The organism is Virgibacillus sediminis (genome assembly GCF_042643265.1).
GTDB lineage: Bacteria > Bacillota > Bacilli > Bacillales > Amphibacillaceae > Virgibacillus_O > Virgibacillus_O sediminis.
The window spans coordinates 29,156-54,986 of sequence record NZ_JBHRRZ010000015.1 but is presented as its reverse complement, the minus strand read 5'-3'; the positions used below and the strand labels follow the sequence as shown (position 1 = coordinate 54,986).

Annotated in this window: 25 protein-coding genes; 23 read left to right on the top strand and 2 right to left on the bottom strand. The window is 43.1% G+C overall.

The annotated features are described in order from the left end of the window. Positions 1 to 6 precede the first annotated feature (6 nt). Positions 7 to 2,280 carry a DNA internalization-related competence protein ComEC/Rec2 gene (locus ACFODW_RS08670; RefSeq protein WP_390305369.1) on the top strand — a complete coding sequence of 758 codons (2,274 nt, stop codon included), beginning with the start codon at positions 7 to 9 and terminating at the stop codon, positions 2,278 to 2,280. A gap of 89 nt (positions 2,281 to 2,369) precedes the next feature. Here ACFODW_RS08670 and ACFODW_RS08665 read toward each other — a convergent pair whose 3' ends face one another. Continuing rightward, positions 2,370 to 2,504: a YqzM family protein gene (locus tag ACFODW_RS08665; protein WP_390305367.1), complete on the bottom strand. Its 135-nt coding sequence runs from the start codon at positions 2,502 to 2,504 to the stop codon at positions 2,370 to 2,372. Between the two features lie 337 nt (positions 2,505 to 2,841). Between ACFODW_RS08665 and holA the strand changes: the two genes are divergently transcribed. After that, complete coding sequence (gene holA / locus ACFODW_RS08660) at positions 2,842 to 3,870, top strand: DNA polymerase III subunit delta (RefSeq protein WP_390305365.1); 1,029 nt, start codon at positions 2,842 to 2,844, stop codon at positions 3,868 to 3,870. A 34-nt stretch (positions 3,871 to 3,904) separates the two neighbouring features. Here holA and rpsT read toward each other — a convergent pair whose 3' ends face one another. Beyond that, the gene (rpsT, locus tag ACFODW_RS08655; protein ID WP_390305362.1) at positions 3,905 to 4,171 is read right to left on the bottom strand and encodes a 30S ribosomal protein S20; all 267 of its coding nucleotides are present in this window, start codon (positions 4,169 to 4,171) and stop codon (positions 3,905 to 3,907) included. 217 nt (positions 4,172 to 4,388) lie between these two features. Between rpsT and gpr the strand changes: the two genes are divergently transcribed. The 21 genes from gpr to ACFODW_RS08550 all read left to right on the top strand — a co-directional run bounded on the left by gpr (position 4,389) and on the right by ACFODW_RS08550 (position 25,751). Continuing rightward, positions 4,389 to 5,489: a GPR endopeptidase gene (gpr, locus tag ACFODW_RS08650; RefSeq protein ID WP_390305359.1), complete on the top strand. Its 1,101-nt coding sequence runs from the start codon at positions 4,389 to 4,391 to the stop codon at positions 5,487 to 5,489. Between the two features lie 105 nt (positions 5,490 to 5,594). Beyond that, the gene (spoIIP, locus tag ACFODW_RS08645) at positions 5,595 to 6,764 is read left to right on the top strand and encodes a stage II sporulation protein P (RefSeq protein ID WP_390305357.1); all 1,170 of its coding nucleotides are present in this window, start codon (positions 5,595 to 5,597) and stop codon (positions 6,762 to 6,764) included. Positions 6,765 to 6,773: 9 nt separating this feature from the next. Then, positions 6,774 to 7,088: a hypothetical protein gene (locus ACFODW_RS08640; protein ID WP_390305355.1), complete on the top strand. Its 315-nt coding sequence runs from the start codon at positions 6,774 to 6,776 to the stop codon at positions 7,086 to 7,088. 162 nt (positions 7,089 to 7,250) lie between these two features. Further along, on the top strand, positions 7,251 to 9,065 hold the full coding sequence (gene lepA, locus ACFODW_RS08635) for a translation elongation factor 4 (protein WP_390305353.1): 1,815 nt from the start codon (positions 7,251 to 7,253) through the stop codon (positions 9,063 to 9,065). Between the two features lie 116 nt (positions 9,066 to 9,181). Then, positions 9,182 to 10,345 carry a radical SAM family heme chaperone HemW gene (gene hemW / locus ACFODW_RS08630; protein WP_449366080.1) on the top strand — a complete coding sequence of 388 codons (1,164 nt, stop codon included), beginning with the start codon at positions 9,182 to 9,184 and terminating at the stop codon, positions 10,343 to 10,345. A gap of 76 nt (positions 10,346 to 10,421) precedes the next feature. Next, positions 10,422 to 11,453 (top strand): heat-inducible transcriptional repressor HrcA, encoded by a 1,032-nt coding sequence (hrcA, locus tag ACFODW_RS08625; RefSeq protein ID WP_390305350.1) that lies wholly within the window; start codon positions 10,422 to 10,424, stop codon positions 11,451 to 11,453. A gap of 104 nt (positions 11,454 to 11,557) precedes the next feature. Then, the gene (gene grpE, locus ACFODW_RS08620; RefSeq protein ID WP_390305346.1) at positions 11,558 to 12,148 is read left to right on the top strand and encodes a nucleotide exchange factor GrpE; all 591 of its coding nucleotides are present in this window, start codon (positions 11,558 to 11,560) and stop codon (positions 12,146 to 12,148) included. A gap of 30 nt (positions 12,149 to 12,178) precedes the next feature. Beyond that, positions 12,179 to 14,008, top strand: coding sequence for a molecular chaperone DnaK (gene dnaK / locus ACFODW_RS08615; protein WP_390305344.1), 1,830 nt, complete (start codon positions 12,179 to 12,181; stop codon positions 14,006 to 14,008). Positions 14,009 to 14,142: 134 nt separating this feature from the next. Further along, positions 14,143 to 15,264 carry a molecular chaperone DnaJ gene (gene dnaJ, locus ACFODW_RS08610; protein WP_390305342.1) on the top strand — a complete coding sequence of 374 codons (1,122 nt, stop codon included), beginning with the start codon at positions 14,143 to 14,145 and terminating at the stop codon, positions 15,262 to 15,264. Positions 15,265 to 15,330: 66 nt separating this feature from the next. Next, on the top strand, positions 15,331 to 16,275 hold the full coding sequence (prmA, locus tag ACFODW_RS08605) for a 50S ribosomal protein L11 methyltransferase (RefSeq protein ID WP_390305338.1): 945 nt from the start codon (positions 15,331 to 15,333) through the stop codon (positions 16,273 to 16,275). Between the two features lie 19 nt (positions 16,276 to 16,294). After that, complete coding sequence (locus ACFODW_RS08600) at positions 16,295 to 17,053, top strand: 16S rRNA (uracil(1498)-N(3))-methyltransferase (protein ID WP_390305335.1); 759 nt, start codon at positions 16,295 to 16,297, stop codon at positions 17,051 to 17,053. Next, the gene (gene mtaB, locus ACFODW_RS08595; RefSeq protein ID WP_390305333.1) at positions 17,053 to 18,396 is read left to right on the top strand and encodes a tRNA (N(6)-L-threonylcarbamoyladenosine(37)-C(2))-methylthiotransferase MtaB; all 1,344 of its coding nucleotides are present in this window, start codon (positions 17,053 to 17,055) and stop codon (positions 18,394 to 18,396) included. Before ACFODW_RS08600 ends, mtaB begins: the two co-directional genes overlap by 1 nt. Positions 18,397 to 18,548: 152 nt before the next feature. Then, complete coding sequence (gene deoC, locus ACFODW_RS08590) at positions 18,549 to 19,220, top strand: deoxyribose-phosphate aldolase (protein ID WP_390305330.1); 672 nt, start codon at positions 18,549 to 18,551, stop codon at positions 19,218 to 19,220. Between the two features lie 148 nt (positions 19,221 to 19,368). Next, the gene (rpsU, locus tag ACFODW_RS08585) at positions 19,369 to 19,542 is read left to right on the top strand and encodes a 30S ribosomal protein S21 (protein WP_163970042.1); all 174 of its coding nucleotides are present in this window, start codon (positions 19,369 to 19,371) and stop codon (positions 19,540 to 19,542) included. A gap of 18 nt (positions 19,543 to 19,560) precedes the next feature. Beyond that, a complete protein-coding gene (locus ACFODW_RS08580; RefSeq protein WP_390305327.1) occupies positions 19,561 to 20,007 on the top strand; it encodes a GatB/YqeY domain-containing protein in 447 nt (148 codons plus the stop codon). A gap of 266 nt (positions 20,008 to 20,273) precedes the next feature. After that, positions 20,274 to 21,557 (top strand): NfeD family protein, encoded by a 1,284-nt coding sequence (locus ACFODW_RS08575; RefSeq protein ID WP_390305983.1) that lies wholly within the window; start codon positions 20,274 to 20,276, stop codon positions 21,555 to 21,557. 32 nt (positions 21,558 to 21,589) lie between these two features. Further along, a complete protein-coding gene (floA, locus tag ACFODW_RS08570; RefSeq protein WP_390305325.1) occupies positions 21,590 to 22,582 on the top strand; it encodes a flotillin-like protein FloA in 993 nt (330 codons plus the stop codon). A 29-nt stretch (positions 22,583 to 22,611) separates the two neighbouring features. After that, positions 22,612 to 23,100: a hypothetical protein gene (locus tag ACFODW_RS08565; protein WP_390305323.1), complete on the top strand. Its 489-nt coding sequence runs from the start codon at positions 22,612 to 22,614 to the stop codon at positions 23,098 to 23,100. Between the two features lie 106 nt (positions 23,101 to 23,206). Then, on the top strand, positions 23,207 to 23,488 hold the full coding sequence (gene yqfC / locus ACFODW_RS08560) for a sporulation protein YqfC (protein WP_390305320.1): 282 nt from the start codon (positions 23,207 to 23,209) through the stop codon (positions 23,486 to 23,488). Between the two features lie 23 nt (positions 23,489 to 23,511). Further along, on the top strand, positions 23,512 to 24,753 hold the full coding sequence (gene yqfD, locus ACFODW_RS08555) for a sporulation protein YqfD (protein ID WP_390305317.1): 1,242 nt from the start codon (positions 23,512 to 23,514) through the stop codon (positions 24,751 to 24,753). Positions 24,754 to 24,791: 38 nt separating this feature from the next. Then, a complete protein-coding gene (locus ACFODW_RS08550) occupies positions 24,792 to 25,751 on the top strand; it encodes a PhoH family protein (RefSeq protein WP_390305315.1) in 960 nt (319 codons plus the stop codon). Positions 25,752 to 25,831 lie beyond the last annotated feature (80 nt).

The following is a 25,831-nucleotide window of genomic DNA, read 5'->3' as shown; positions in this document are numbered from 1 at the left end:
AGTAAGATGAAGGGCTATTGGCATATTGCAGCCGGTAGTGGTCTGGCTGCAGCTTTTGGAGCAGGACAAGATAACTATTGGCCGGTTGCAGTATACCTTCTATGGGTGTTTTATTTGCATCTGCGAGGGCGTATCGGCAGGCTTCCTACTGCTATTGCTCTCGTTTCGATGGCTTTTTTCCTCGTTTACCTCCCATCCCCACAAGGTTTACCCGACACAAAGGATATTCCCGCTTCCCCTTACATAGGTGAGATTGCAAGTGCGATTACTGTCACGGAAAGTAGACTGGAATTCCTGTTTAGGGAGGCGGAAGCAGGATCGCTTGTCTCCGTCACACAATTCAATCGATCTCCTACAGATGGCCTTCCCTCTGAAATAAGATACGGTGCTTCTTGTGTAATTGCAGGCAATATGGAAATCCCTTCACCTAGTTCCAACCCCGGACAATTTGATTATGCCAATTATCTTTATTCCAATGGCATTTCTTATCAATTGTTGATCAACTCAAGCGAAGCTATCAGGTGTGAAGGAGGGAGCGGTGTGGCCGCCGCTCTTCTTCATTTCCGTCATACATTGCTTCAACTGGTAACTGATAACCTTGGAGACAATATGGCTGCCTGGACAAGCGCCTTGGTGTTGGGAGATGATTCTTTAATCCCCGAGGAAACGGTCAAATTATTCCAAAGGTGGAGCCTTTCCCATGTCTTGGCTATATCGGGACTGCATGTCGGTCTGCTTGCAAGTTTCATTTATATGTTTTTTGTAAAGTTGAATATCACTACTAAAGAAAAAGCTGAATGGTCTTTGCTCATCTTTTTCCCATTTTATGTCCTTATGGCAGGAGGAGAGCCATCCGTATTAAGAGCAAGTATGATGATCTGTACTCTTGTTCTGTTAAGGAAAATCGGATGGAAACTGCATACTGCTGATATTCTAAGTATTGCCTTTATCCTACTAATATTATGGGACAGGTATGTGATTTATCATGTCGGCTTCCAATTGTCTTTCGCCGTCACTTTTTCATTGATTCTGTCAGCGGGATGGTTTTCCCAAAGCGAATCCCGTTATTTTCAAATACTTAACATCAGTGTAGTTGCGCAATTAATGATTCTCCCACTATTATTTACGTATTTTAATTATTTCCAGCCCCTGTCAATCCTGCTGAATTCACTTATTGTCCCTTATTTTTCCCTGTTCGTTATCCCATTTTCATTTCTTTCCTTTCTTCTCATCCCTTTACCTAATTCAGTTGTGCATAAGATAGATGCCTGTTTCAGCTGGCTGCACTTTCACATGCTTGACCTAATTCATTGGGTGGACAACCAAGCCTCCTTCCCGCTAGTTATGGGTGAATGGCCATTGTGGCTGATGGTGGCATATTATGTAACCCTTATTTTATTCATGATGGGAATAGAGCTTGGAAAGAAAAAAGAAGCAGTCATATACAGCTGTTGTTTGGTTTCTGTCATTTTATACCCTGCTCTGCAACCATATTTTTCTCCAGAAGGGAAGATCACCATGCTGGATGTGGGTCAAGCCGAAGCAATTATTGTGGAACTCCCATACAGAAGAGGAGTGTTCATGGTGGACGCCGGCTCGCATTTCTCCTACTCCGATATGGAGGCAAGTGACCATGTATTTGAACGGGTCATTAAGCCTTATTTATATTCTCATGGGATACAGAAGCTCGATGCGGTGATCGTAACCCATGAAGATACAGATCATAGCGGATCACTTGATTTTATGATGGATCAAATTAAAATGGAACAAGTTATAACTAGCCCTTTTTATGTTGTGGAAGAGGGAACGCTGTCCATCTGGCAGAGAAAAGGTATCGATCATACAATGGCGAAGGGCGGGGACACTATCCGGATAGGAGGCCAGACACTGCATATTTTAGCACCTATTGAGGATAGGGGAAGTGTTAATCAGAACTCCCTTGTGTTCTATACACAGGTCGGAGGGAAATCCTGGCTGTTTACAGGGGACATAACAGCAGAGGAAGAGAAGGAGATGCTGAAAAGATATCTCTTGCTTAAGGCAGATGTACTAAAGGTAGCTCACCATGGGAGCAATACCTCTACAAGCATGGAATTTGCAGTTCAGATTGCCCCAGAATATGCTCTGATCTCTGTAGGCAGAGATAATAGATACGGCCATCCCGCACCAGATGTCATCGATACTCTTTCCCAAACGACTGTACTGCGGACGGATACACATGGTGCTATACAATTCCGTTTCCATGGAAAACGGGGAACTTTTTACCGTTACTTGCCATAGGCTAAAGTAGTCAGATAGCAGAAAAAAAGAGACTGATGCCAGTCTCTTTTATAAGAAATTATTCAATAATTCCTAAGTATGTGTAGAGTTTAACGGCCAACTACACTGATAACTACACCGATCGCAAAAATCAGGGAAAAGAAAATAAATGAAGTAGCAAAGCCTATAATGGAATCAGATACATCGTGATTTTGTGATTGCGGATTTTTTTCGAATTCGTTCACTTTAACCCCTCCTATGTCATCCTAAGTATAAAATAAATGTTAAAAAAAATCTACCACGCAGGCTTATTTGTTCCATTTTATAGAAACACAGCTGCAGAATTTGCTTCCCATATGTTCTCCATTTCTAGAAAGAGTTGTCATCTATACTTTTGTACGGGAAGGGAAAATATATAGGTAAGGAAAAAACATCGTTTTCGGTGGGGTTTCTAGAGCTCCACTGGAAGCGTTCATATAGATCATAGGGGGAACGGGTGCACATTCCCCCTTTCCATTTAAATCTTGCCAATCCGCCTCAGACGATTTACCATTATTACTATATCTAATTGGAGTGAAGCGGATGTCATACATGGAAACATTGACCAAGGTAAAAAAAGGGCAAATTTCTCCGGTATATTTACTATATGGTACGGAGTCATATTTTATACATAATTTAGAGAAGATGATCAGCAGCAAAGTGCTTCAGGGAGAACAAGAAAATCTTTCCGTATACGATTTGGAGGAGGTTTCCATTCAGGAAGTGATCGGAGATGTCGAGACATATCCCTTTTTTGGGGAGAAAAAGCTGGTTATTGCCAATAATCCGGTTTTTTTAAAGGCAAGACCTGATAAAGTGGCGGCCGAACATGATTTAGGGGAACTGGAACGTTATTTAGATGCACCGGTTGACTATAGTGTTCTGATTCTGACTGCACCCTATGAAAAATTCGATGAGCGGAAAAAAATCTCCAAACTCTTGAAGAAAAATGCCGAAGTGGCTATTTGCAATCCAATCAAGGAATATGAGGTTCCTAAATGGATTAATGAGTTATCGAAACAGCTGCATATTACCATTGCCGAGGATGCCTACGAGATTTTAGAAACGGAATTGTCATCAAACTTGCAGCTTTTAGAGAGTGAGTTGGGTAAACTGGCTCTTTTTGTAGGGGAAAATGGGACAGTAACCCGGGAAATAGCAGAGCAGTTGGTATCCCATACGTCGGATGCATCTTCCTTGAGGTTGGTTGATGCGGTAATTGAACGAAATTTGGCCAAAGCAATTTCGATCTATAAAGACCTAGAGAAAATGAAAGAAGAGCCAATTGCCTTAATTGGTTTGTTGTCTTTTCAGTTTCGGACTATTCTACGAGTTAAACTGCTTAAAATGAAAGGGTACAGCCAGGCCCAAATGCAAAAGCAATTAGGTGTTCATCCTTATGTTATCAAAATTGCAGTAAGCCGGGAGAAGCAATTCAGTATAGAGGGGCTGAAAGCGATTATTAATGAATTGGCAACTGCGGACGCCCGTATGAAACAGGGGGGGATGGAAAAGGGGCTGGCATTTGAGCTGTTGTTGTATCAGTTGATTCATCCCTTAAAAAAAGCATAATAAAAAAACGATCCAGTTCTGGATCGTTTTTTTATTATGCACTGATGCTGTTGACCTTTTGAGCCAAACGGGATTTTTGACGGTTACCGCTGTTTTGGTGGATAAGACCTTTTTGAACAGCTTTGTCAATTTGCTTCATTGCAGTCTGCAGCTGAGCTTTTGCGTTTTCAGTGTCTTTTGCATCTACTAATTTCTCTAGACGTTTAATTTGAGAGCGCATTTCTGACTTGAATTTTTGGTTGTGAGCACGCTTCTTGTTATTTACATCAACACGTTTGATTGCAGATTTGATATTTGCCATGATTTCACCTCCTGAAGAGCTGATTATAAGCTTTCATTTTATTCTCCTAGGAGCAATAAAAAGCATATCGCAGCTTGTCTGTGGACAAGAGACATTTTACCAGAGGAAGGCAACCTTTTCAATAACTTTATCATCTTCACGTCCATTTTGTATGTTTTCTCCTCCTTTGCAGATTCTAATTATAGACTGTAAAAAACATTCAAAGGGTGAAATGTATATGGAAGATAAGGAAAAAGTATATCAGGTTAGAACCGACCTTGCTGTAGAAGCGAAGGATATGTACGTGGAATCGGATACGAGCCAGCAGGAAAGCAAATTGAAGGGTGTAACCATAAAAGAGCGGGAAGTAAATGAGATTAAAATTTCCTATGTTGATATAGACAAGGAAGGAGAAAAGCTTCTCGGCAAGAAAGCTGGATCTTATGTAACTATTTATGCAGACGGCGTCAAAAAGCAGGATACGAAGCGGCAGGAAAATGCTGCAAAGGTGCTTGCTAAAGAATTGGAACAACTGATTTCCAAAAATGGTATTGATAAGGATGGGACAGGTTTGATCGTCGGACTTGGGAACTGGAATGTGACTCCGGATGCCCTTGGGCCAATGGCAGTTGAGAAAGTCCTTGTCACCAGCCATTTATTCAAAATGGAGCATGAGACAGTCTCGGATGGGTATCGGCCTGTAGCAGCGGTAACCCCAGGGGTGATGGGGGTAACAGGACTTGAAACAAGTGATATTATTTTCGGTATCGTGGAAAAATTCAAGCCCGACTTCATCATTGCTATTGATGCATTGGCATCCCGTTCGATTGAAAGGGTGAATGAAACCATCCAACTGTCAGATTCCGGCATCCACCCTGGATCGGGCGTAGGGAATAAAAGGAAAGAGCTGAGTGAGGAAACGCTCGGTATTCCGACGTTGGCAATAGGCGTTCCGACTGTAGTTGATGCGGTAACGATTACCAGTGACACCATTGATTTTCTATTGAAGCATTTTGGACGTGAATGGGCAGAGAAGGATAGGCCATCCAAATCATTGGTCCCGGCTGGCATGGCATTTGGGGAAAAGAAGTATACCGAAGAAGATCTTCCAGATGAAGAAAAAAGAAGAACCTTTCTAGGCATGGTAGGCGGCTTGTCGGAAGAAGAAAAAAGGAAGCTCATATCGGAAGTATTGACTCCTCTTGGACATAATTTAATGGTAACCCCTAAGGAAGTGGACGGATTCATGGTAGATATGGCAACAGTGATAGCAAACGGAGTAAATGCGGCATTACATGAACAGGTGGATGTTGATAATTTCGCCAGTTACTCGAGATAACTCTCTTATATGCTCTATTAGGTGAGGGGAATGAAAGATTTGGTTCTAGTTAACGCATTCTCCTCATAGAGTTTATTAAAGGATGAGCAGAAGGAGGAGCGGAAAATGCTGGTTAGGAATAAAAATGATCAACGAGGCAGAGCCCTTCTGAAGAAAAGTTCAATATACCTGCTGTCTATATTTTTACTGTTTATTTCTATAGGAACTTTGACAACAATTCAACCGGCCTACCGTTTATCCTCCAATATGATCACAGAATGGACAAGCGATGTCGATGGATCCGTTTTTCTTTATTTGCTAGGGATGGAAAACCGGAGTTTCCAGAATGCGTTTCCGGAAGACCAAATGTTTCCGAAGCTTCACACATCACTTCTTCAAATTGCAACGAGCATACGCCCCAATGATCCCAGAAGCCTAGTTGGAAATGAACTTCCTGGTTTTTCTATCTTTAACAATCATATCTTGATTGCAGGTGAAGGCACAGACTATACCAATCTTCCACATGAGTCGTCTCCACCGCTTGAAGAGGTGCTTAAGGAACGGGAAGCCGTTGTTGATGAGGGGAAGCCGGATAAGGAAGATGAACCAACAGCGGATAGGTCGGGAGCTGCTCCTACAACGGGGAATAAAGATATTGTCTTTTTGTATAATTCACATAACAGGGAGTCGTTCCTGCCGCATCTGCCAGATATCTCTGACCCAAATAAAGCTCACCATCCAGAGGTAAACATTACCAATGTAAGTGAGCGGCTTGCCGAGCAGCTGGAGGCAAGAGGGATTGGTACACAGGTCGATACTACCGATATCATGAGTGTCCTGCAGGAAAGGGAATTGGATTATGGAGCCTCTTACAACGCATCCCGGGAAGTAGTCCAGGAGGCATTTGCCAATAATAAGGACATTCAATATGTTTTTGATCTGCACCGTGACTCCCTTTCAAGGGAGAATACTACGAAAGAAATAAATGGGGAATCGTACGCTCGAGTTATGATTGTAGTAGGGGCCGAATTTGAGACATATGAACAGAACCTGGAATTCGCCACAGAACTTCATTATTTAATAGAAGAGAAGTACCCTGGACTAAGCAGGGGGGTACTGCCGAAAAAAGGTGCCGGTACAAATGGGGTATTTAACCAAGATTTATCGGAAAATGCATTGCTTCTGGAATTTGGTGGTGTAGAAAATAATATGGAAGAATTATACCGATCTGCCGACGCACTGGCAGAAGTATTCAGTGACTTTTACTGGGATGCAGAAGCAGTGGACGGAAATTAGTAAGGGGGGATGGAATTGCGCACGGTCATTGTCATTTTATTACTCGCCGTTTTCTTTATGGGTGGAATGGTTTATGGAATGGAAAGATCCAGTTATTCTGAACCAGTACAAAAACAAGAGGAATTTAACTACGTGGCGGAAGGGGAGGTGATTGAAGAAAATCAGCCTGACAAGTACGTTCACACTCCGGGTAGAGAAGCACTGAGTATGGAAGAGCCTGAGCATTTCACCCACAGAGCTGCTTCGGTACTCGAGGTGGCGGTTCGTGGTTTTTATGAGGCGATCGTTGCCATTATGTATGGGATTTCCGAATTATTTGTTTAGATTTTCAATAACTGCTAAACGGTCCATCGACTGTCCAGGCTATCTCTTTTCATTGAATAAAGCCGGTTCTATTGCTATAATCATTCCTAGTATGAACCTTGTTAAAAATGAGCCTTCCACCATCACGGACAGGAGGAAGGTAGGCAGGAGTGAACAGCACGGATGGTAAAGAAACAACGAAATGTACGTAATTTTTCGATTATAGCACATATTGACCACGGTAAATCTACCCTCGCTGATCGGATTCTTGAAAATACCAAGTCACTGACACAGCGGGAAATGAAGGAACAATTTCTTGATTCTATGGATTTGGAACGGGAAAGAGGCATCACTATTAAGCTGAATGCTGTTCAGCTTAAATATATAAACAAGGACGATGAAGAGTTTATTTTTCATCTGATTGATACTCCAGGACATGTTGATTTTACATATGAAGTATCAAGAAGTCTTGCAGCTTGTGAAGGTGCCATATTAGTCGTAGATGCGGCTCAAGGAATTGAGGCCCAGACATTGGCTAATTTATACCTGGCATTGGACAACGAATTGGAAATCATTCCTGTTATTAATAAGATTGATCTGCCAAGTGCAGATCCAGATAGAGTAACAGAAGAGTTGGTGGATGTGATCGGGATTGATCCGGAAGATGTAATCTTGGCATCAGCCAAGTCCAATATCGGTATTGAAGAAATACTTGAAAGGATAACAGAGGCTATCCCTGCACCTGCAGGAAACCCAGAGGAACCTCTAAAGGCACTGATTTTTGATTCTCTATATGATTCCTATCGCGGGGTTATCGCCTATATTTGTGTCAAAGAAGGGTCGGTCAAAGTCGGCGATAAAATCAGGATGATGGCTACGGGAAAAGAGTTCGAGGTGAATGACGTAGGGGTGTTTACGCCACAGCAAGTCAATAAGGATGAACTGACTGTTGGGGATGTCGGATATTTGACCGCCTCCATCAAAAATGTAGGAGATTCCAGAGTGGGTGATACAATCACCCATGTTGATCAACCTGCAGAAGAGCCGCTACCTGGCTATCGCAGACTCAATCCCATGGTGTTCTGCGGACTGTATCCAGTCGATTCAAACGATTATAACGCTTTGAGGGATGCATTGGAACGTTTGGAATTGAATGATTCCTCCTTACAATATGAAGCAGAGACCTCCCAAGCATTAGGGTTTGGCTTCCGCTGCGGATTCCTGGGTCTTTTACACATGGAAATTATCCAGGAAAGAATCGAACGAGAATTCGATATTTCATTAATTACTACAGCCCCAAGTGTTATTTATGAGGTAGAAAAAACGGACGGAGAAATAATCCACGTAGATAACCCATCAGAAATGCCGGATCCTCAGGTCATCAATGAGGTACGTGAACCATATGTAAAAGCGACCATCATGGTGCCGAATGAGTACGTAGGATCTGTAATGGAGTTGTCTCAGAAGAAACGCGGTCAGTTTGTAGATATGGAGTACCTGGATGATATACGGGTAAATGTCATTTATCATATTCCTTTAGGGGAGATAGTATACGACTTCTTTGATCAGCTGAAATCCCATACAAAAGGGTATGCCTCTTTTGATTATGAAATAATTGGCCATCAGCCATCGAATTTGGTCAAAATGGATATTCTTCTAAATGGTGACACCATTGATGCTCTGTCTTTCATCGTTCACCGGGACTTTGCCTATGAACGGGGCAAACAGATTGCCGAAAAACTGAAAGGGCTTATACCAAGACAACAGTTTGAGGTACCTGTTCAAGCCGCTATCGGTAATAAGATAGTAGCCAGGTCCACTATTAAAGCAATGCGGAAGGATGTTACCGCCAAACTGTATGGCGGGGATGTTTCCCGTAAACGGAAGTTGCTGGAGAAACAGAAAGAGGGCAAGAAAAGAATGAAGATGGTGGGGTCTGTAGAGGTTCCCCAGGAAGCATTTATGGCTGTTCTACAAATGGATGATGATAATAATTAAAAGCATGGGAGAACCTGGATGCTTCAGTGGCTGACGGGTTTTCCCTTTTACTTCTGTAATAATCCAGTTCTTCAGCTACTGAATAAACCATCAATCTAAAACAGGGGGACCAGGATTTGAACCAAGTGAAATCCGCATATATTCATATTCCTTTTTGTTTACAGATCTGCTATTACTGTGACTTCGTAAAATTCATGTACAAGGAGAAGAGAGCCGAGGACTATCTGGAAGCTTTAGCAAGTGAAATGGAACAGTATCTACCTGGAGAACATCATGAGTTAGACACCATTTTTATTGGAGGAGGCACTCCTACTGCACTGAATGCACAACAATTACAGCAATTGTTCGCTCTTATCCATCGCCGGATTAATGTGCCGGCACTAAAAGAATTTTCAATTGAAGTAAACCCTGGGGACTTAGATGATGAAAAGGCGGCTATTCTTAAGGATAATGGTGTCAGCAGGATCTCCTTCGGGGTTCAGGTAATGGATGATCAATTCCTGAAACAGCTAGGAAGGCATCATAGGGTACGCGATGTTTATGAGACAGTCGACATTCTTACCAGGAATGGGCTCCACAATATTAGTCTGGATCTGATTTATGGTCTGCCAAATCAGACAGTTGACCATTTTAGGAGATCATTGGAGGAGGCACTGGAATTTAACCTCCCACATTATTCTACTTATGCTCTGCAGATAGAACCTAAAACCGTCTTCTACCAGAGAAGGAAGAAGGGTCAATTGATGCTGCCTGCAGAGGAAGAGGAAGTGGAGATGTACCATATTCTGAGGGAAACGATGCATAAGCACGGAAAAGTCCAATATGAGATCAGCAATTTTGCCAAGCCCGGCTATGAAAGCAGACATAACCTGACCTATTGGAAAAACGAGCATTACTACGGATTCGGTGCTGGGGCACACGCTTATCTTCCTGGGGAAAGGGTTGCCAATATAGGTGCACTTCCGGCATATATTAAACAAGCCAAGGAGAATGGGGAGCCGGTTCTGCAACGAGAGAAAATAGGATTGAAAGAGAGAATAGAAGAGGAAATGTTCCTCGGACTACGCAAAATACAGGGTGTGGATAAAAGCTGTTTTAAAGATAAATTCGGCTTTGATCTGGAGGAGCTATACGGGCAGGCCATTCGTAAAATGACAGCCAGGGGGCTTATGACGGAAACAAGACACGCACTTCAGTTAACTGAAGATGGTCTCTTGCTTGCAAATAGTGTGTTTGAAGAATTCATGTTGGAGCAAAAAGATTTGGAGCTTGTTAATTGACAATGAATAGGTGATTTGATAATTTATTATTAGATTTAGCACTCAATACTTTCGAGTGCTAACAGAGGTGATTATCATGCTAACAGAAAGGCAGTTGTTAATCCTACAGGTTATAATTGACGACTTTATTGAAACGGCGCATCCAGTAGGATCACGTGCGATTTCTAAAAAAGATGATATAACCTATAGTGCAGCGACCATTCGGAATGAGATGGCTGACCTTGAGGATATGGGCTATTTGGAGAAGACACATTCTTCTTCCGGAAGGGTTCCCTCAGAAAAAGGGTATCGCTATTATGTGGATCACCTGATTAAGCCGGCATCCATGAATGAGGGGATCAAAGTCATTCGGAATTTCATAAATGAGGGTTTTTTTGAGTTTGAGCAGCTCGTTCAGACGTCAGCGGAAGTATTGTCCGAACTGACGAATTATACATCCATTATTCTTGGGCCGGAACTGGTAGAAACCAAACTTAAGCAGCTCCAGATTGTTACTTTGTCGCAGCACACAGCGGTGGCAATTCTGATTACAAATACTGGGCATGTGGAACATCGCACTTTTTCTGTTCCAGCTGAAATAAATCCGGCTGATCTGGAAAAGATGGTTAATATTCTAAATGAAAGGCTCCAGGGAGTGCCACTGATCAATCTCCCTGATATGTTCAATGCAGAAATTAACCTTCTTATGAGGAGTTATTTACAGGATTATGAAAAATCCCATGACTATTTAAAAGCCATATTCCAGCATGATCATCCAGTCAAGTTGTACATTGGCGGAAAGTCGAACATACTGATGCAGCCGGAATTCAATGATGTGGAAAAAATCAGAGCATTCTATTCCTTGATGGAACAAGAGGAGGAAATTGCCAGCCTTCTAAAAAAGAAGACTGACGGATTGAATGTATCCATTGGTACAGAAAATCCAGTGGACGCCATAAAGGATCTCAGCCTGATCACCTCGGCCTACCATTTGGGTGAGGGGCAGGTGGGCACGATTGCATTGCTCGGTCCCACCCGTATGGAATATAGAAAGGTAATTACGTTAATGAATGTGCTTTCCAATGAAATGACCGATGCCTTTTACAAGTGGTATCAGAAGAACGACTGACACAGGATGGGATGGGGTGGACTGCATTATCCGGTATCATATTAATTGAAAACCCCGAACAATTTATTCTATGATAATGACTGTGTATATTGGAGGTGGAACGTGTGGAAGAACAGGAGAAAAATGAACAAATAGAAGAACAGCAGGACCAGAACGGTCAACAAACCACCCAAACATCCGAGGATGTTGAAGTAATCGATAATGATGATTCTTCGGTGGAGGCCGATGATAAAAATGCTGCTTCATTGAAGAAGGAAATTGAGCAGCTCAGGCAGGACAAAGAGGAAGCCAGGGATCGCGTACTACGTCTTCAAGCTGAGTTTGACAATTTCAAGAAGCGTACACAGAAAGAAAAAGAAGCAGCCCGTAAGTATAAATCGGAAGAGTTAGTGAACGAACTGCTTCCTGCATTGGACAACTTTGAAAGAGCGCTGCAGGTGGAAGTTACTGAGGCAACATCCAGTCTGGTAGATGGGATAACTATGGTGTATAGGCAGTTAGTGGATGCACTTGCCTCCCAAGGGGTCGAAGTGATTGAGACCGAGGGGAAAGAGTTTGATCCCAATCTTCATCATGCAGTGATGCAGACAGAAGATGAAAATGTCGGCTCCAACATAATTGTAGAGGAACTTCAAAAAGGGTACATGTTGAAAGACAAAGTTATCAGGCCAGCAATGGTAAAGGTAAATAAATAATCTGCTGAGTTGTTAAGGAGGAAATGAGCTATGAGTAAAATAATCGGAATTGACTTAGGAACAACAAATTCATGTGTGGCTGTCATGGAAGGTGGGGAATCTACCGTTATCCCTAACCCCGAAGGCAATCGAACAACTCCTTCTGTTGTTGCTTTTAAAAATGGTGAAAGACAGGTAGGGGAAGTTGCTAAGCGACAGGCAATCACCAACCCTAATACCATCCAGTCCATTAAGCGGCATATGGGGACAGATTATAAAGTTAAAATTGAAGATAAAGATTACACACCACAAGAGATTTCAGCTATTATTCTGCAGCACATTAAATCTTATGCAGAAGATTATCTTGGAGAAAAAGTGGAAAAGGCCGTTATCACCGTTCCTGCATATTTCAATGATGCAGAACGCCAGGCAACCAAAGATGCCGGTAAAATTGCCGGTTTGGAAGTAGAGCGTATCATCAACGAACCAACAGCAGCAGCTCTTGCTTACGGTATCGATAAAGAGGATCAGGACCAAACGATTCTCGTGTATGACTTGGGCGGGGGAACCTTTGATGTATCAATCCTTGATATTGGCGACGGTACATTCGAGGTGGTTTCCACTGCCGGCGACAACCGTTTAGGTGGGGATGATTTCGACGAAGTCATCATCGATCATATGGTAGCGGAGTTCAAAAAAGAAAACGGAATCGACCTTTCCCAGGATAAAATGGCAGCTCAGCGCCTAAAAGACGCTGCTGAGAAAGCGAAAAAAGACCTTTCCGGCGTAGCACAGACACAGATTTCACTGCCATTTATCACGGCAGGAGAAGCTGGCCCATTGCACCTGGAAATGAACCTAACACGTGCTAAGTTTGAGGAGCTGTCTTCCCACTTGGTTGAGCGTACTATGGTACCGACCAGAAAGGCGCTGTCTGACGCAGATCTTTCTGCAAGTGAAATTGATAAGGTCATTCTTGTAGGGGGTTCTACTCGGATTCCTGCAGTTCAAGAAGCGATCAAAAAGGAAGTTGGCCAAGATCCATCCAAGGGAGTTAACCCTGACGAAGTAGTGGCCTTAGGGGCTGCCATTCAAGGTGGTGTGCTGCAAGGTGATGTAAAAGATGTGGTACTGCTTGACGTGACACCTCTTTCCCTTGGTATTGAAACGATGGGTGGAGTAACAACGAAACTAATCGAGCGTAACACTACTATTCCAACTAGTCACTCTCAGGTATTCTCAACTGCCGCTGACAATCAAACAGCCGTTGATATCCATGTTCTCCAAGGGGAACGCGAGATGGCTGCGGACAATAAAACCCTGGGACGCTTTCAGTTGACAGATATTCCACCCGCACCACGCGGAGTGCCTCAAATCGAGGTTTCCTTCGATATCGATGCAAACGGCATTGTAAATGTACGTGCGAAAGATATGGGTACGAATAAAGAACAATCTATCACCATTAAATCTTCTTCAGGTCTATCGGATGAAGAAGTGGATAAAATGGTACAGGAAGCGGAAGAAAATGCAGAAGCGGATAAAAAACGCCGTGAAGAAGTGGAACTTCGCAATGAAGCAGACCAGCTCATCTTCACCACCGATAAGACTATTAAAGATCTAGAAGACAAGGTCACAGAAGATGAAAAGCAAAAGGCTGAAGATGCAAAAGAAGAATTGAAGAAAGCTATCGAATCAGATGATCTCGAACAGATTAAAGAAAAGAAAGAAGCATTGCAGGAACAAGTCCAACAGCTTTCTGTCAAACTTTATGAGCAAATGCAGCAGCAACAAGCTCAGCAGCAGGGTCAGGAAACAGGCGAAAGCGGAGACGACGTAGTAGATGCTGATTATAAAGAAGTAGACGACGAAGATAAAAAATAATTATTGATCCGGTAAAAAGTCAAAGTCAGGATTTCCTTGGCTTTGGCTTTTTTACGAAAATCGAGTTGCTATCAATAAAGGAATGATGATAAGATAAAATTTATGCATAAGTGTAGTGGGAGAGTGATTCACAAGTGAGCAAACGCGACTATTATGAGGTGCTTGGTGTCGAGAAAGGCGCTTCTAAAGATGAAATAAAAAAAGCTTACCGAAAGCTTGCCAGAAAATATCACCCGGACGTAAACAATGAACCAGATGCAGCTGACAAATTCAAAGAGGCAAAAGAAGCGTATGAAGTATTAAGCAATGAGCAGAAGCGAGCCCAGTATGATCAATTCGGCCATGCAGGAGCTCAAGGTCAGGGCTTTGGTGGATTCGGCGGAGGAGCTGAAGATTTCGGCGGATTTGGAGATATTTTCGATATGTTCTTTGGCGGCGGAGGACGCAGGAGAGATCCGAACGCCCCTAGGCAAGGTGCTGATCTTCAATATACCATGACGCTTGAGTTTGAAGAGGCTATTTTTGGAAAAGAAACGGATATTAAAATTCCTAAGGAAGAGACCTGTGATACATGTAACGGGTCTGGGGCAAAACCTGGTACAAAGCCAAAAACTTGCTCACACTGTAATGGCTCTGGCCAAATGAACATGGAACAGAATACACCATTCGGCAAAGTGGTTAACCGCAGGGTATGCCAGCATTGTAATGGCTCGGGCAAAATCATTGAGGAAAAATGCACGACCTGCCACGGAAATGGAAAAGTTAAGACTCAGAAGACCATTCATATAAATATTCCTGCTGGTATTGATGAGGGACAGCAGATCAGAGTGGCCGGCAAAGGCGATTCCGGGGTCAATGGAGGTCCTCCAGGGGATTTGTTCGTCGTTATCCAAGTCAAACCGCATGACTTCTTCGAGAGAGAAGGAGATCATATCTATTGTGAACTTCCTCTGAATTACGCACAGGCTGCTTTAGGAGACGAGGTGGAGGTTCCCACCGTTCATGACAAAGTGAAATTGAAGATACCTGCAGGAACCCAGACAGGCAAAACCTTCCGCCTCAAAGGAAAAGGTGCTCCGAATGTAAGGGGTTATGGCCATGGGGACCAGCATATCATCGTCAAAGTTGTAACACCTACAAAACTGACTGACCGCCAAAAAGAATTGCTCCGTGAATTCAATGAAATAGGGGGCAATGATTCTACGAATGAACAGGACAGTTCCCTGTTCCAAAAATTCAAGAATGCCTTTAAATAAGAGAAAGCGATGCTGGACTTCCAGCATCGCATTACATATAAGTCTTCAAAAAGGATGGATGCCGGAATGAAATGGTCGGAAATATGTATTCACACAACCAATGAGGCAATTGAGCCGATTGCTAATATACTGCATGAAACAGGTGCAAGTGGGCTTGTGATAGAGGATCCTCTCGATCTGGAGAAGGAAAGGGATACCTTTTTTGGAGAAGTTTATGAACTCAATCCGAATGAATACCCGGATGAAGGTGTTTATGTGAAAGCGTATTTGCCGGTCAACAGCTTTCTTGGGGAGACCGTCGAGCAAATCAAGCAAAATATCAATAACTTGATTATTTATGATATAGATATTGGCAAAAATGATGTCACCTTAAGTGAAATAAACGAAGAAGAATGGGCGACGGCATGGAAAAAGTATTATAAGCCTGTTAAGATTTCGGAGAAAATCACCATCATTCCGACCTGGGAAGAATATACCCCGACAGACACTGATGAAGTCATTATAGAGATGGATCCGGGAATGGCGTTCGGGACCGGTACACATCCGACTACAGTTCTCAGTATACAAGCTTTGGAGCATTATATTCAAAAAGGGGATAAGGTAATTGACGTTGGTTCAGGATCGGGAGTCCTGAGTGTTGCGTCGGTACTGCTCGGAGCAAAAGAAGTACACGCTTTTGATCTGGATGACGTCGCCGTGAAAAGCACTGAACTGAATGTGAAGCTGAACAAACTTGAAAACCAGGTGACAGCCAAGCAGAACAACCTCCTGAACCATGTGAACATGAAGGTGGATATCATTGTATCTAACATTCTTGCAGAAATCATTGTCCGATTCGTCGGAGATGCATGGAATAATCTTGCTGACGGTGGGCTGTTCATAACTTCAGGGATTATTCAAAATAAAAAACAGTTGGTAATGGATCAACTGGAGCAGCAGGGATTTAACATTATCGAAGTAAACGAGATGGAAGAGTGGATCTCTGTCATCGCTCAAAAAGCAGGTATTTAGTCAAAAGTAGGTGTTTGCCATGCAACGTTATTTTGTTCCAAATGAAAATTGGGCAGGAGAACATGTTATCTTAACGGATGACGATTTTCACCATGTAGTGCGGGTTATGAGATTCAAAGAAGGGGATAAAATCATTTGCAATCACCCGGAAGGGCAGGCTTCCATCTGTGAGATAACACAAGTGGAAAACAACCGGGTAATTGCGATGATCCTAGAGAATCTAGAAGGTTCTGCTGAGCTTCCGGTAAATGTTACCATTGCACAAGGGCTCCCAAAAGGAGATAAAATGGATTTGATCATACAGAAAGGGACCGAGCTCGGCGCTTCGTCTTTCATTCCTTTTCAAGCTGACAGGTCTGTCGTGCTCTGGGATTCCAAAAAAATGGAGAAAAAGTTGGTGCGCTATTCTAAAATAGCTAAAGAGGCAAGTGAACAGAGCCATCGCAACAAAATACCCTCTATTCATCCGGCCATGCAGATCTCGGAGCTACTTGAGGAAAGTTCCCAATATGAGTTGAAAATTTTCCCCTATGAAGAGGAAGCCAAAGGAAAGCAGAGCCCGTCTCTAGGGGATATCCTGCAAAAGGCTGAGCCAGGACAAAAGATATTTGTATGTATCGGGCCGGAGGGAGGCTTTTCCTCCGAAGAAGCCGAAAAACTGATACAACAGGGATTCCACCCAGTTAGACTGGGGCCGAGAATATTAAGGACGGAAACAGCTGCATTATATACGCTTGCAAGCATTTCCTACCATCTTGAAGAATTGAGGTGCCAATAATGCCAACCGTAGCATTTCACACTTTGGGCTGTAAGGTTAACCACTATGAAACAGAAGGAATTTGGCGCATGTTCAAGGAGCATGGTTATGAACGGGTGGAGTTTGACCATGACTCCGATGTCTATGTGATCAATACATGCACCGTTACAAATACGGGCGACAAAAAAAGCCGGCAAACGATTCGGCGTGCTGTACGAAAGAATCCAGATGCGGTTGTCTGTGTAACTGGCTGCTATGCCCAGACCTCTCCGGGTGAAATTATGGAAATACCGGGCGTGGACATAGTTGTTGGTACTCAGGATCGCAAACAAATGATTCAATATATTGAAGAGCATAAAAGCACAAAGGAACCAATCAATGGTGTTTCCAACATTATGAAAAATCGTGTGTTTGAAGAGATGGATGTTCCAGAATTCACCGACCGCACCCGTGCTTCCTTGAAAATCCAAGAAGGGTGCAATAACTTTTGCACGTTCTGCATTATTCCATGGTCGAGAGGCCTTCTGCGTTCCAGAGATCCAGAAAATGTAGTTTCCCAGGCGAAAAAGCTGGTGGAGGCAGGGTACAAAGAAATCGTGCTCACTGGCATTCATACTGCAGGGTACGGTGAGGATATGACTGATTATAATTTTGCTATGCTGCTGAATGATTTGGAGACAAAAGTAGATGGGTTGAAACGTATTCGCATCTCTTCCATTGAGGCCAGTCAGATAACAGATGAAGTTATTGAAGCATTAAATAATTCAGACAAGATTGTAAGGCATCTGCATATTCCTCTTCAATCAGGATCTGACACTGTACTTGCCAGAATGCGTAGAAAATATTCCAGTGACTATTACAAAGAGAAAGTGGAGAAGATTAGGCAGGCGCTGCCTGATTTGGCCATTACCTCTGATGTTATAGTTGGTTTTCCAGGTGAAACAGAGGAAGAATTCCTGGAAACTTACAACTTCATCAAGGAAGTCGGTTACTCTGAACTGCATGTGTTTCCATTTTCCCGCCGTACCGGAACACCGGCAGCTATGATGAAGGATCAAATTGATGAAGAAATCAAAAATGAACGTGTACAGAAAATGATTGAACTGTCTAACCAGCTTGCTGAAAAGTATGCATCCAGGTATGAGGATGAGGTTCTTGAAGTCATTCCCGAGGAAAAAGGGGAGGGCGGATTGTTAGTCGGTTATACGGATAATTATTTAAAAGTCCGTTTTGAAGGTACCGTGGATATGATTGGCAAAATTGTCCGCGTGAAGATTACCCAGTCGGGATACCCATTCAATGATGGAACTTTCGTGCGCATTATGGAGAATGCCACACACGCTCAAATTGCCGCTAATAACTAATATAACAAGACCCAGCCAGGCGGCTGGGTCTTGTTTAATGTAACGGTTAAATAAAAACAAGTGGCATAAACTATCTCTCGCCATAGCTTTTTATAATTCACCATGCTATCATGGATAGAGGTACGTACATCTAATTTTCGGGAGGCATTCAAATGAGTAAGGATTTAGCTAAATATATTGACCATACACAGTTAAAGCCGGAAACGGCAAAGGAAAAAATTGAACAGATAGTGAATGAAGCAATAGAGCATGAATTTGCATCTGTTTGTGTCAATCCTCATTGGGTTCCTTACTGCTACAGCAGATTGAAGGATACTTCTGTGAAGGTATGTACAGTAATAGGATTTCCTCTTGGTGCTACCTCCACTGCTACGAAAGAGTTTGAAACAAGGCAGGCCATCAAAGATGGCGCTACAGAAGTTGATATGGTAATTAACGTGGGAGAACTGAAATCAGGCAATGAGGATGCTGTAAAAGACGATATAAAAGCAGTTGTAGAAGCTGCCAAAGGACAGGCATTAACCAAAGTTATTATTGAGACTTCCCTCTTGTCCGAACAGGAGAAAGTCCGTGCGTGCAAATTAGCGAAGGAAGCAGGCGCGGATTTCGTAAAAACTTCAACAGGATTCTCCGGTGGAGGGGCAACAGTGGAAGACATCAAATTGATGCGGGAGGCAGTAGGAGAAGAGATGGGTGTAAAAGCCTCAGGTGGTGTAAGGGACTATCAGACAACCCAAGCAATGATCGATGCAGGCGCTACAAGAATAGGAGCGAGTGCAGGCATAGATATCATAAAAGGCGGCAAAGGATCTTCCGATTATTAGTATCGATGGCGATACTTTCCTTGAATTAAATAGAATGGAATATGCAGTTGACCCCAGGGACATTTTATATTATACTTTATGAAGGCATATGATAGTTTACATATGCTTTCATAATTCTGTTTTGTGCTTCGGAGGGAGGGAAATTAGCATGTCAAATACAACTCGCGTTCGTAAAAACGAGTCTCTTGAAGATGCTCTTCGTCGCTTTAAGCGTAGTGTGTCAAAAAGTGGTACACTATCTGAATATCGTAAGCGTGAATATTACGAAAAACCTAGCGTTCGTCGTAAAAAGAAATCTGAAGCTGCTAGAAAGCGTAAATAGTGAAGAAGGTGCAGGAGCATGACATTACTTGATCAGCTGAACCAGGATATGAAGCAGGCGATGAAGAATAAAGAGAAAGAAAAACTCAAGGTAATTCGCATGGTCAAGGCTTCATTACAAAATGAGTCAATTAAACTTGGTAATGATACTCTCTCTGAGGATGAAGAACTTACCGTCTTGTCCAGAGAGTTGAAACAACGGAAAGATTCCCTCCAAGAATTTAAAGCAGCTGGACGCGATGATCTTGTTCAAGATCTTGAGACTGAAGTAGATATTTTACAAAAATATATGCCTGATCAGCTCACAGATGAAGAGCTGGAAATGATTGTTCAGCAGGTGATTCAGGAAGTCAATGCCACTTCCAAAAAAGATATGGGTAAAGTGATGAGTGCTGTCATGCCAAAAGTTAAAGGCAGAGCAGACGGCTCTCAGGTAAATAAGCTCGTACAGAAAAATTTAGGTTAATAGTAAACAAAGGGTCCTTGTCATAGACTGTGGCAAGGGCTTTTTATAATATCAAATGACCTACAAGCGAAGAGCTGACTATTTGCCACTACTGCTTTCACTAAAAAGTATCATTGTAGAACTGCTTTATGGTAAGATTTAAAAAGAATTCTTGATGTAGACGGAACCAATTTACGAGTTAATCGTATATGTAGGTGCAGCCGATAAGGGGGGTGAATCATTTGCCGGTATACAAAGGGAAAAACTACATATTTTTATTGGCAGCTATGTTAGTTCTTGGCACCTTTGGGTGGACGGGAACAGTCGAAAGTGAGGAAGGAGCTGGTGAACTAGTATACGTTATCCCTATTGAAAACGAAGTTGAACGAGGACTTCAAGCTTTCCTTGAACGGGCGACTGAAGAAGCTGTAGAGGCAAATGCCGACCACATCATTTTTGAGATTGATACCCCAGGTGGAAGAGTGGATTCGGCTGGACAAATTGCCAGTATGCTGCAGAAATTGGATATCCCAACAACTTCCTTTATCGTCAATCGGGCATTATCTGCTGGTTCATATCTTGCATTGAATACGGATAATATTTATATGCGTCCACAAGCTACAATGGGGGCAAGTGGTGTGATCACGCAGGATGGAAATGCGGCCGATGAGAAAGCCCAATCCGCTTGGTTGGCAGCTATGAGAAGTGCAGCAGAATCAAAGGGGAGAGATCCTCAATATGCCGCCGCCATGGCTGATCCGGATATAGATATGCCTGAATACGGAGCACCAGAAGGGGAGTACCTTACACTGGGCCCTTCCGAAGCTGTAGAGGTAGGATATGCGGAAGGGGTAGTAAATCACCGGGAAGCATTGATGAATCAACTGGGTCTGTCTGGAGCCTCTATTGTAGAGACGGAGACTAGTCTGGCAGAAGAGGTTGCCCGTTTTTTGACAAATCCGGTAGTGATTCCTATTCTTCTATCTGTAGCTAGCCTCGGATTGGTTGTCGAATTGTATTCCCCTGGATTCGGTGTTGCAGGTACGATGGGCGTTGTAGCCTTGGTTCTCTTCTTTTACGGGCATATTGTTGCTGGGCTTGCTGGGATGGAGGCAGTCATCCTTCTTGTAATAGGGATTGCCATGATAGTAGCTGAATTCTTTGTAGCGGGCGGAATTCTTGGTTTACTTGGAATAGGAGCGGTTGTCGGTTCCTTATTTATGTCCGGTTATGATTTGGGACATATGTCCATGAGTGTAGGAATTGCGTTTTTAATTGCCTTAATAGCAGCTATCATCTTATTTCGCAGAATTGGCGCAGATAAAGGTGTTTTCCGTCATATAATCCTGAAGGACAGCACAGCAACAGAAGAAGGGTATGTGTCTTCTGCCAATCGGCTGGAGCTTGTTGGCAAAGAAGGGATAGCAGAAACCCCCCTAAGGCCTGCTGGAACCGGCATCTTTGAAGGAGAGCGCCTGGATGTTGTATCAGAGGGTAGTTTCATTGGCAAAAATGAAAAAATAAAGGTTGTTAAAGTCGAAGGTTCCAGAATCGTGGTCAGACAAATCTGACCTGAAATAAATAATATAGGAGGATTTTGTACATGGGATTATCTGAATTGATGCCGCTGATTATTATAGCGGTCATATTGATTGCTCTTGCAGTATTATTTACTTTTATACCTGTTGCCTTGTGGATCAGTGCACTTGCAGCAGGCGTTAAGGTGAGCATTTTTACTCTTATCGGGATGCGGCTCCGTCGAGTCGTGCCGAACAGGGTAATTAATCCATTGATTAAAGCACATAAAGCCGGGTTAGGAGTCAGGATTAATCAGTTGGAAAGCCATTACCTGGCAGGTGGAAATGTAGACAGGGTGGTAAATGCACTAATTGCAGCTCACCGGGCGAACATTGATCTGCCTTTTGAACGAGGCGCTGCTATCGACCTGGCTGGCCGGGACGTCTTGGAAGCAGTCCAAATGAGTGTAAATCCTGAAGTGATTGAAACTCCTTTCATTGCGGGGATTGCAATGGATGGTATTGAAGTAAAGGCAAAAGCAAGGATAACAGTTCGCGCAAATATTGATCGCCTCGTCGGTGGGGCCGGTGAGGAAACGATCATTGCTCGTGTAGGTGAAGGGGTTGTAAGTACAATAGGTAGCTCAAAGGCACATACACAGGTATTGGAGAACCCTGATTCTATCTCCCAGACCGTATTAGGCAAGGGCCTTGATTCCGGTACTGCTTTTGAAATTCTTTCCATAGATATTGCCGATGTGGATATCGGCAAGAATATCGGTGCCATTCTGCAGACAGACCAGGCGGAAGCTGATAAGAATATTGCCCAGGCGAAAGCGGAAGAACGTCGTGCAATGGCCGTAGCACAAGAGCAGGAGATGGTAGCACGTACACAGGAAATGAGAGCAAAAGTGGTGGAAGCAGAAGCAGATGTTCCACTCGCGTTGGCAGAGGCATTACGTTCAGGCAACTTGGGTGTTATGGATTATATGAATTATCGTAATATTGATGCCGACACGGATATGCGTGATTCCATCGGGAAACTCTCTGATGAAAACACGGATGAGAATGATAAGTAATTTGCATACGCCCTTAAGGGAGGGATTCCATGGGGAATTTGATTGAGTTCATTTTTGGTAACTTCTTCCTGATCATCATGGTCATTGCCGGATTGATGGGCTTTTTACGTAACAACAAGCAGGAAGAAGAACAGTCGCCCCGCGAGCGCCCCGTTTCTCGGCCGGCTCCCAGACAGCCAGCCCCACAGCGGCAGAGCGGGGAGCGCAAGAGCAAGGAAAAGAATGTCGTTATCGCTGAGTCAATAGAAGATCAGCAGAACAAACAGATGGACCGTCTCGCAGATCGGCTGCATGCCCATACAAGCAGTAACACAGATTTTCGGGGTGCAGAAACGCTAGAGAATCCTCTCCGTGAGCCGGAAAAGGGCCTAACGAAAAAACAGGAAGAAACTAGAAGCGACATAAAAAGGAACTTATCTAAAAAAGGCCTGATAAATGGCATTGTGATGTCTGAGGTGCTAGGACCGCCACGTTCCAAGAAACCTTACCGTTCTGTTTTGACCCAGCGGAGAAAATGATAAAAAACCATCAGCACAAGCATGTAGCTTGCTGCTGATGGTTTTTTATTGTTCTTATGCCCATCGTCCCCTCATACATATATAGGAGAGAGAGGGGGCTGCATGAATGAGTTCAATACATCAGCGGATTAGGCCATGGCTGACTAAATATCTTTCCCTGCCATCTGATGTAGTTCTGGAGTTGCCTCGTATTACCATGATTGGCCAATTACATGTCTATATAGAAAATCACCAAGGGTTAGATATCTATACCGACACAGAACTCCGATTGAAAACTAATAATGGATTTATTGTGATAACCGGCTCTTCTTTCGTCATTAAAATGATGGTGCAAGAGGAGATGCTGCTGGAAGGGAAAATCAGCGACGTTAAATTTATTTCTGATTAATATTTCCAGGGGAGGAGGAACAAATGAAGCATAATCAAGGTATATCAATGGCAGGGTATATAATAATTGAGGTTCGCGGCGAAAGACCTGAAGCTTTTTTTCAGTTATGCAGCCAATCGAATATTCAAGTATGGAACATCCGCAGAACAGGAACAGATACTTGTGAAGGATCCATAAAGTTAAGGGATCTACAGCAAATCAAAAAGATCAGGAGAAGAACCGGTTATAAAATTAGATTTAGGGATAGAAAAGGCTTTCCTTTCCTGTTGAAACAATTTCTAGGAAGAAAAACTCTTGTCACGGGATTAGCTGCCGGTTTATTTTTCCTCCTCTTCCTTTCCAATATCCTTTGGAATGTAGAGATTACAGGCCTTCCCAAAGACTTAGAAGAGAAGGTGGGTAAACAATTGGAGGAATATGGTATTGAACGAGGAGCCTGGATTTTTAAACTTGAATCTCCCAACCAAATTCAACAGCAGTTGATCAAGGATGTTCCAGAGTTGCTTTGGGTAGGCGTGGACCAACAGGGGACAACCTTTCAATTGGAAGGGGTGGAGAAGATAGTAGTAAAGGAAGAAGAGGAACCAGCACCCCAGAACCTTGTCGCAGCCAAGAAAGGTGTCATTACCGATATGTACGTTGCAAAGGGGAGGCCTCGTGTGCATGTAAATGACTATGTTGAGGCAGGGGATGTTTTGGTTTCGGGACGGATTGACGATGGCGGTAAAGAAGATAAAGAAGATAAAGAAGGTGAAGAAGAAGAGGACACTAATGCAGAATTAGTTGCAGCCCAGGGGAAAGTGACAGCCGCCACCTGGTATGAAATCACGGTGACAATCCCTATGGAGCGTTCTACAGAGCAGCTGACTGGAGAGCGGGAAAAGAAATACCATCTTAAGATAGGGGAAACAATGCTTCCTATCTGGGGGTTTGGCGATCCCGGCTTCGAGGAAGAGCATAGAGAAGTGGAAGAGGGAAGTCTTTACTTCTTAAAATGGGAACTCCCTGTGAAATTTGTGACTACTACCATCAGTGAAAAGGAATCCGTACAGGAAAAACTAACAGAGGAGGAAGCGGCCGAAGCGGGGATTGAACAGGCTAAGAGAGACCTGAGGTTGCAGTTGGAACCTGAGGCCGTGATTGTGTCTGAAAAAATTTTGCAAGAATCCATGGAGAATGGTAAAGTTAAAATAAACTTATATGTAAGCGTAGAAGAAAATATAGCAAAAGCAGAACCAATCAATCATAGCCCTCCAGCGGATTGATTGGAAGCCAGTGATTACACCAACCAAGGAGATTGATTATGTCGGAAAATCTTAAAACAATTGAATTGGAATTAACCAACCCTAATGAAGCATTGTCTTTATTCGGCACAAATGATAAATATTTAAAGCAAATAGAATCGAAAATGAATGTCTCTATTGTCACAAGAGGAGAGCAGGTAGGGGTTTCAGGAACAGAAGAAGACATCGCCCTTGTCGAGGAAATCCTCTTGGCTATGCTTTCTGTAATCAGACGGGGCTTGTCTATTACGGAGCGGGATGTTGTCTATGCGGTTGATTTGGCTAAAGCCGGGAAAATTAATCAATTTGAAACATTGTTTGAAGATGAAATAACCAAAAATGTTAAAGGGAAATCGATTCGTGTAAAGACACTTGGCCAAAAAGGATATGTCAATGCAATTAAGAATAAGGACCTTGTATTCGGCATAGGCCCAGCCGGCACGGGAAAAACTTACTTGGCTGTAGTAATGGCAGTCAATGCATTGAAGAATGGACAAGTTAAACGGATCATTTTGACCAGGCCGGCTGTAGAAGCTGGAGAGAGTCTAGGCTTCCTGCCAGGGGATTTAAAAGAAAAGGTTGATCCTTATCTTCGCCCACTGTATGATGCATTGCATGATGTATTGGGGGCCGAGCATACGCTGAGGTTAATTGAAAGAGAAACCATTGAAATAGCCCCTCTTGCTTACATGAGAGGTCGTACACTGGACGATGCGTTTGTCATTTTGGATGAAGCGCAGAACACAACACCGGAACAGATGAAAATGTTTTTGACCCGACTGGGATTCGGTTCAAAAATGGTCATTACCGGCGATATTACCCAGATTGATCTGCCAAAAGGCATGCGTTCCGGGTTACAGGTGGCTAAGCAGCTTCTCCACTCTGTCAACGGCATTTCATTTATTCATTTGGATCCGAGTGATGTTGTCAGACATCCATTGGTACAGCGAATTATTGAAGCCTATAACATCGATAAATAACAGGCTATGATGAAGACCCGAATTAACGGGTCTTATTTCTGTTCATGGGAATAATAAATTCAGGCAGGGTAGGTTATATA

Bases quoted from the DNA above. Each gene is read 5' to 3' on its own strand.
- ACFODW_RS08670 (WP_390305369.1), top strand. From the start codon at position 7: ATGAAGGGCTATTGGCATATTGCAGCCGGTAGTGGTCTGGCTGCAGCT.
- holA (WP_390305365.1), top strand. From the start codon at position 2,842: ATGTCATACATGGAAACATTGACCAAGGTAAAAAAAGGGCAAATTTCT.
- rpsT (WP_390305362.1), bottom strand. From the start codon at position 4,171: ATGGCAAATATCAAATCTGCAATCAAACGTGTTGATGTAAATAACAAG.
- gpr (WP_390305359.1), top strand. From the start codon at position 4,389: ATGGAAGATAAGGAAAAAGTATATCAGGTTAGAACCGACCTTGCTGTA.
- spoIIP (WP_390305357.1), top strand. From the start codon at position 5,595: ATGCTGGTTAGGAATAAAAATGATCAACGAGGCAGAGCCCTTCTGAAG.
- ACFODW_RS08640 (WP_390305355.1), top strand. From the start codon at position 6,774: ATGGAATTGCGCACGGTCATTGTCATTTTATTACTCGCCGTTTTCTTT.
- lepA (WP_390305353.1), top strand. From the start codon at position 7,251: ATGGTAAAGAAACAACGAAATGTACGTAATTTTTCGATTATAGCACAT.
- hrcA (WP_390305350.1), top strand. From the start codon at position 10,422: ATGCTAACAGAAAGGCAGTTGTTAATCCTACAGGTTATAATTGACGAC.
- dnaK (WP_390305344.1), top strand. From the start codon at position 12,179: ATGAGTAAAATAATCGGAATTGACTTAGGAACAACAAATTCATGTGTG.
- prmA (WP_390305338.1), top strand. From the start codon at position 15,331: ATGAAATGGTCGGAAATATGTATTCACACAACCAATGAGGCAATTGAG.
- ACFODW_RS08600 (WP_390305335.1), top strand. From the start codon at position 16,295: ATGCAACGTTATTTTGTTCCAAATGAAAATTGGGCAGGAGAACATGTT.
- mtaB (WP_390305333.1), top strand. From the start codon at position 17,053: ATGCCAACCGTAGCATTTCACACTTTGGGCTGTAAGGTTAACCACTAT.
- deoC (WP_390305330.1), top strand. From the start codon at position 18,549: ATGAGTAAGGATTTAGCTAAATATATTGACCATACACAGTTAAAGCCG.
- rpsU (WP_163970042.1), top strand. From the start codon at position 19,369: ATGTCAAATACAACTCGCGTTCGTAAAAACGAGTCTCTTGAAGATGCT.
- ACFODW_RS08580 (WP_390305327.1), top strand. From the start codon at position 19,561: ATGACATTACTTGATCAGCTGAACCAGGATATGAAGCAGGCGATGAAG.
- ACFODW_RS08575 (WP_390305983.1), top strand. From the start codon at position 20,274: ATGTTAGTTCTTGGCACCTTTGGGTGGACGGGAACAGTCGAAAGTGAG.
- floA (WP_390305325.1), top strand. From the start codon at position 21,590: ATGGGATTATCTGAATTGATGCCGCTGATTATTATAGCGGTCATATTG.
- ACFODW_RS08565 (WP_390305323.1), top strand. From the start codon at position 22,612: ATGGGGAATTTGATTGAGTTCATTTTTGGTAACTTCTTCCTGATCATC.
- yqfC (WP_390305320.1), top strand. From the start codon at position 23,207: ATGAGTTCAATACATCAGCGGATTAGGCCATGGCTGACTAAATATCTT.
- yqfD (WP_390305317.1), top strand. From the start codon at position 23,512: ATGAAGCATAATCAAGGTATATCAATGGCAGGGTATATAATAATTGAG.
- ACFODW_RS08550 (WP_390305315.1), top strand. From the start codon at position 24,792: ATGTCGGAAAATCTTAAAACAATTGAATTGGAATTAACCAACCCTAAT.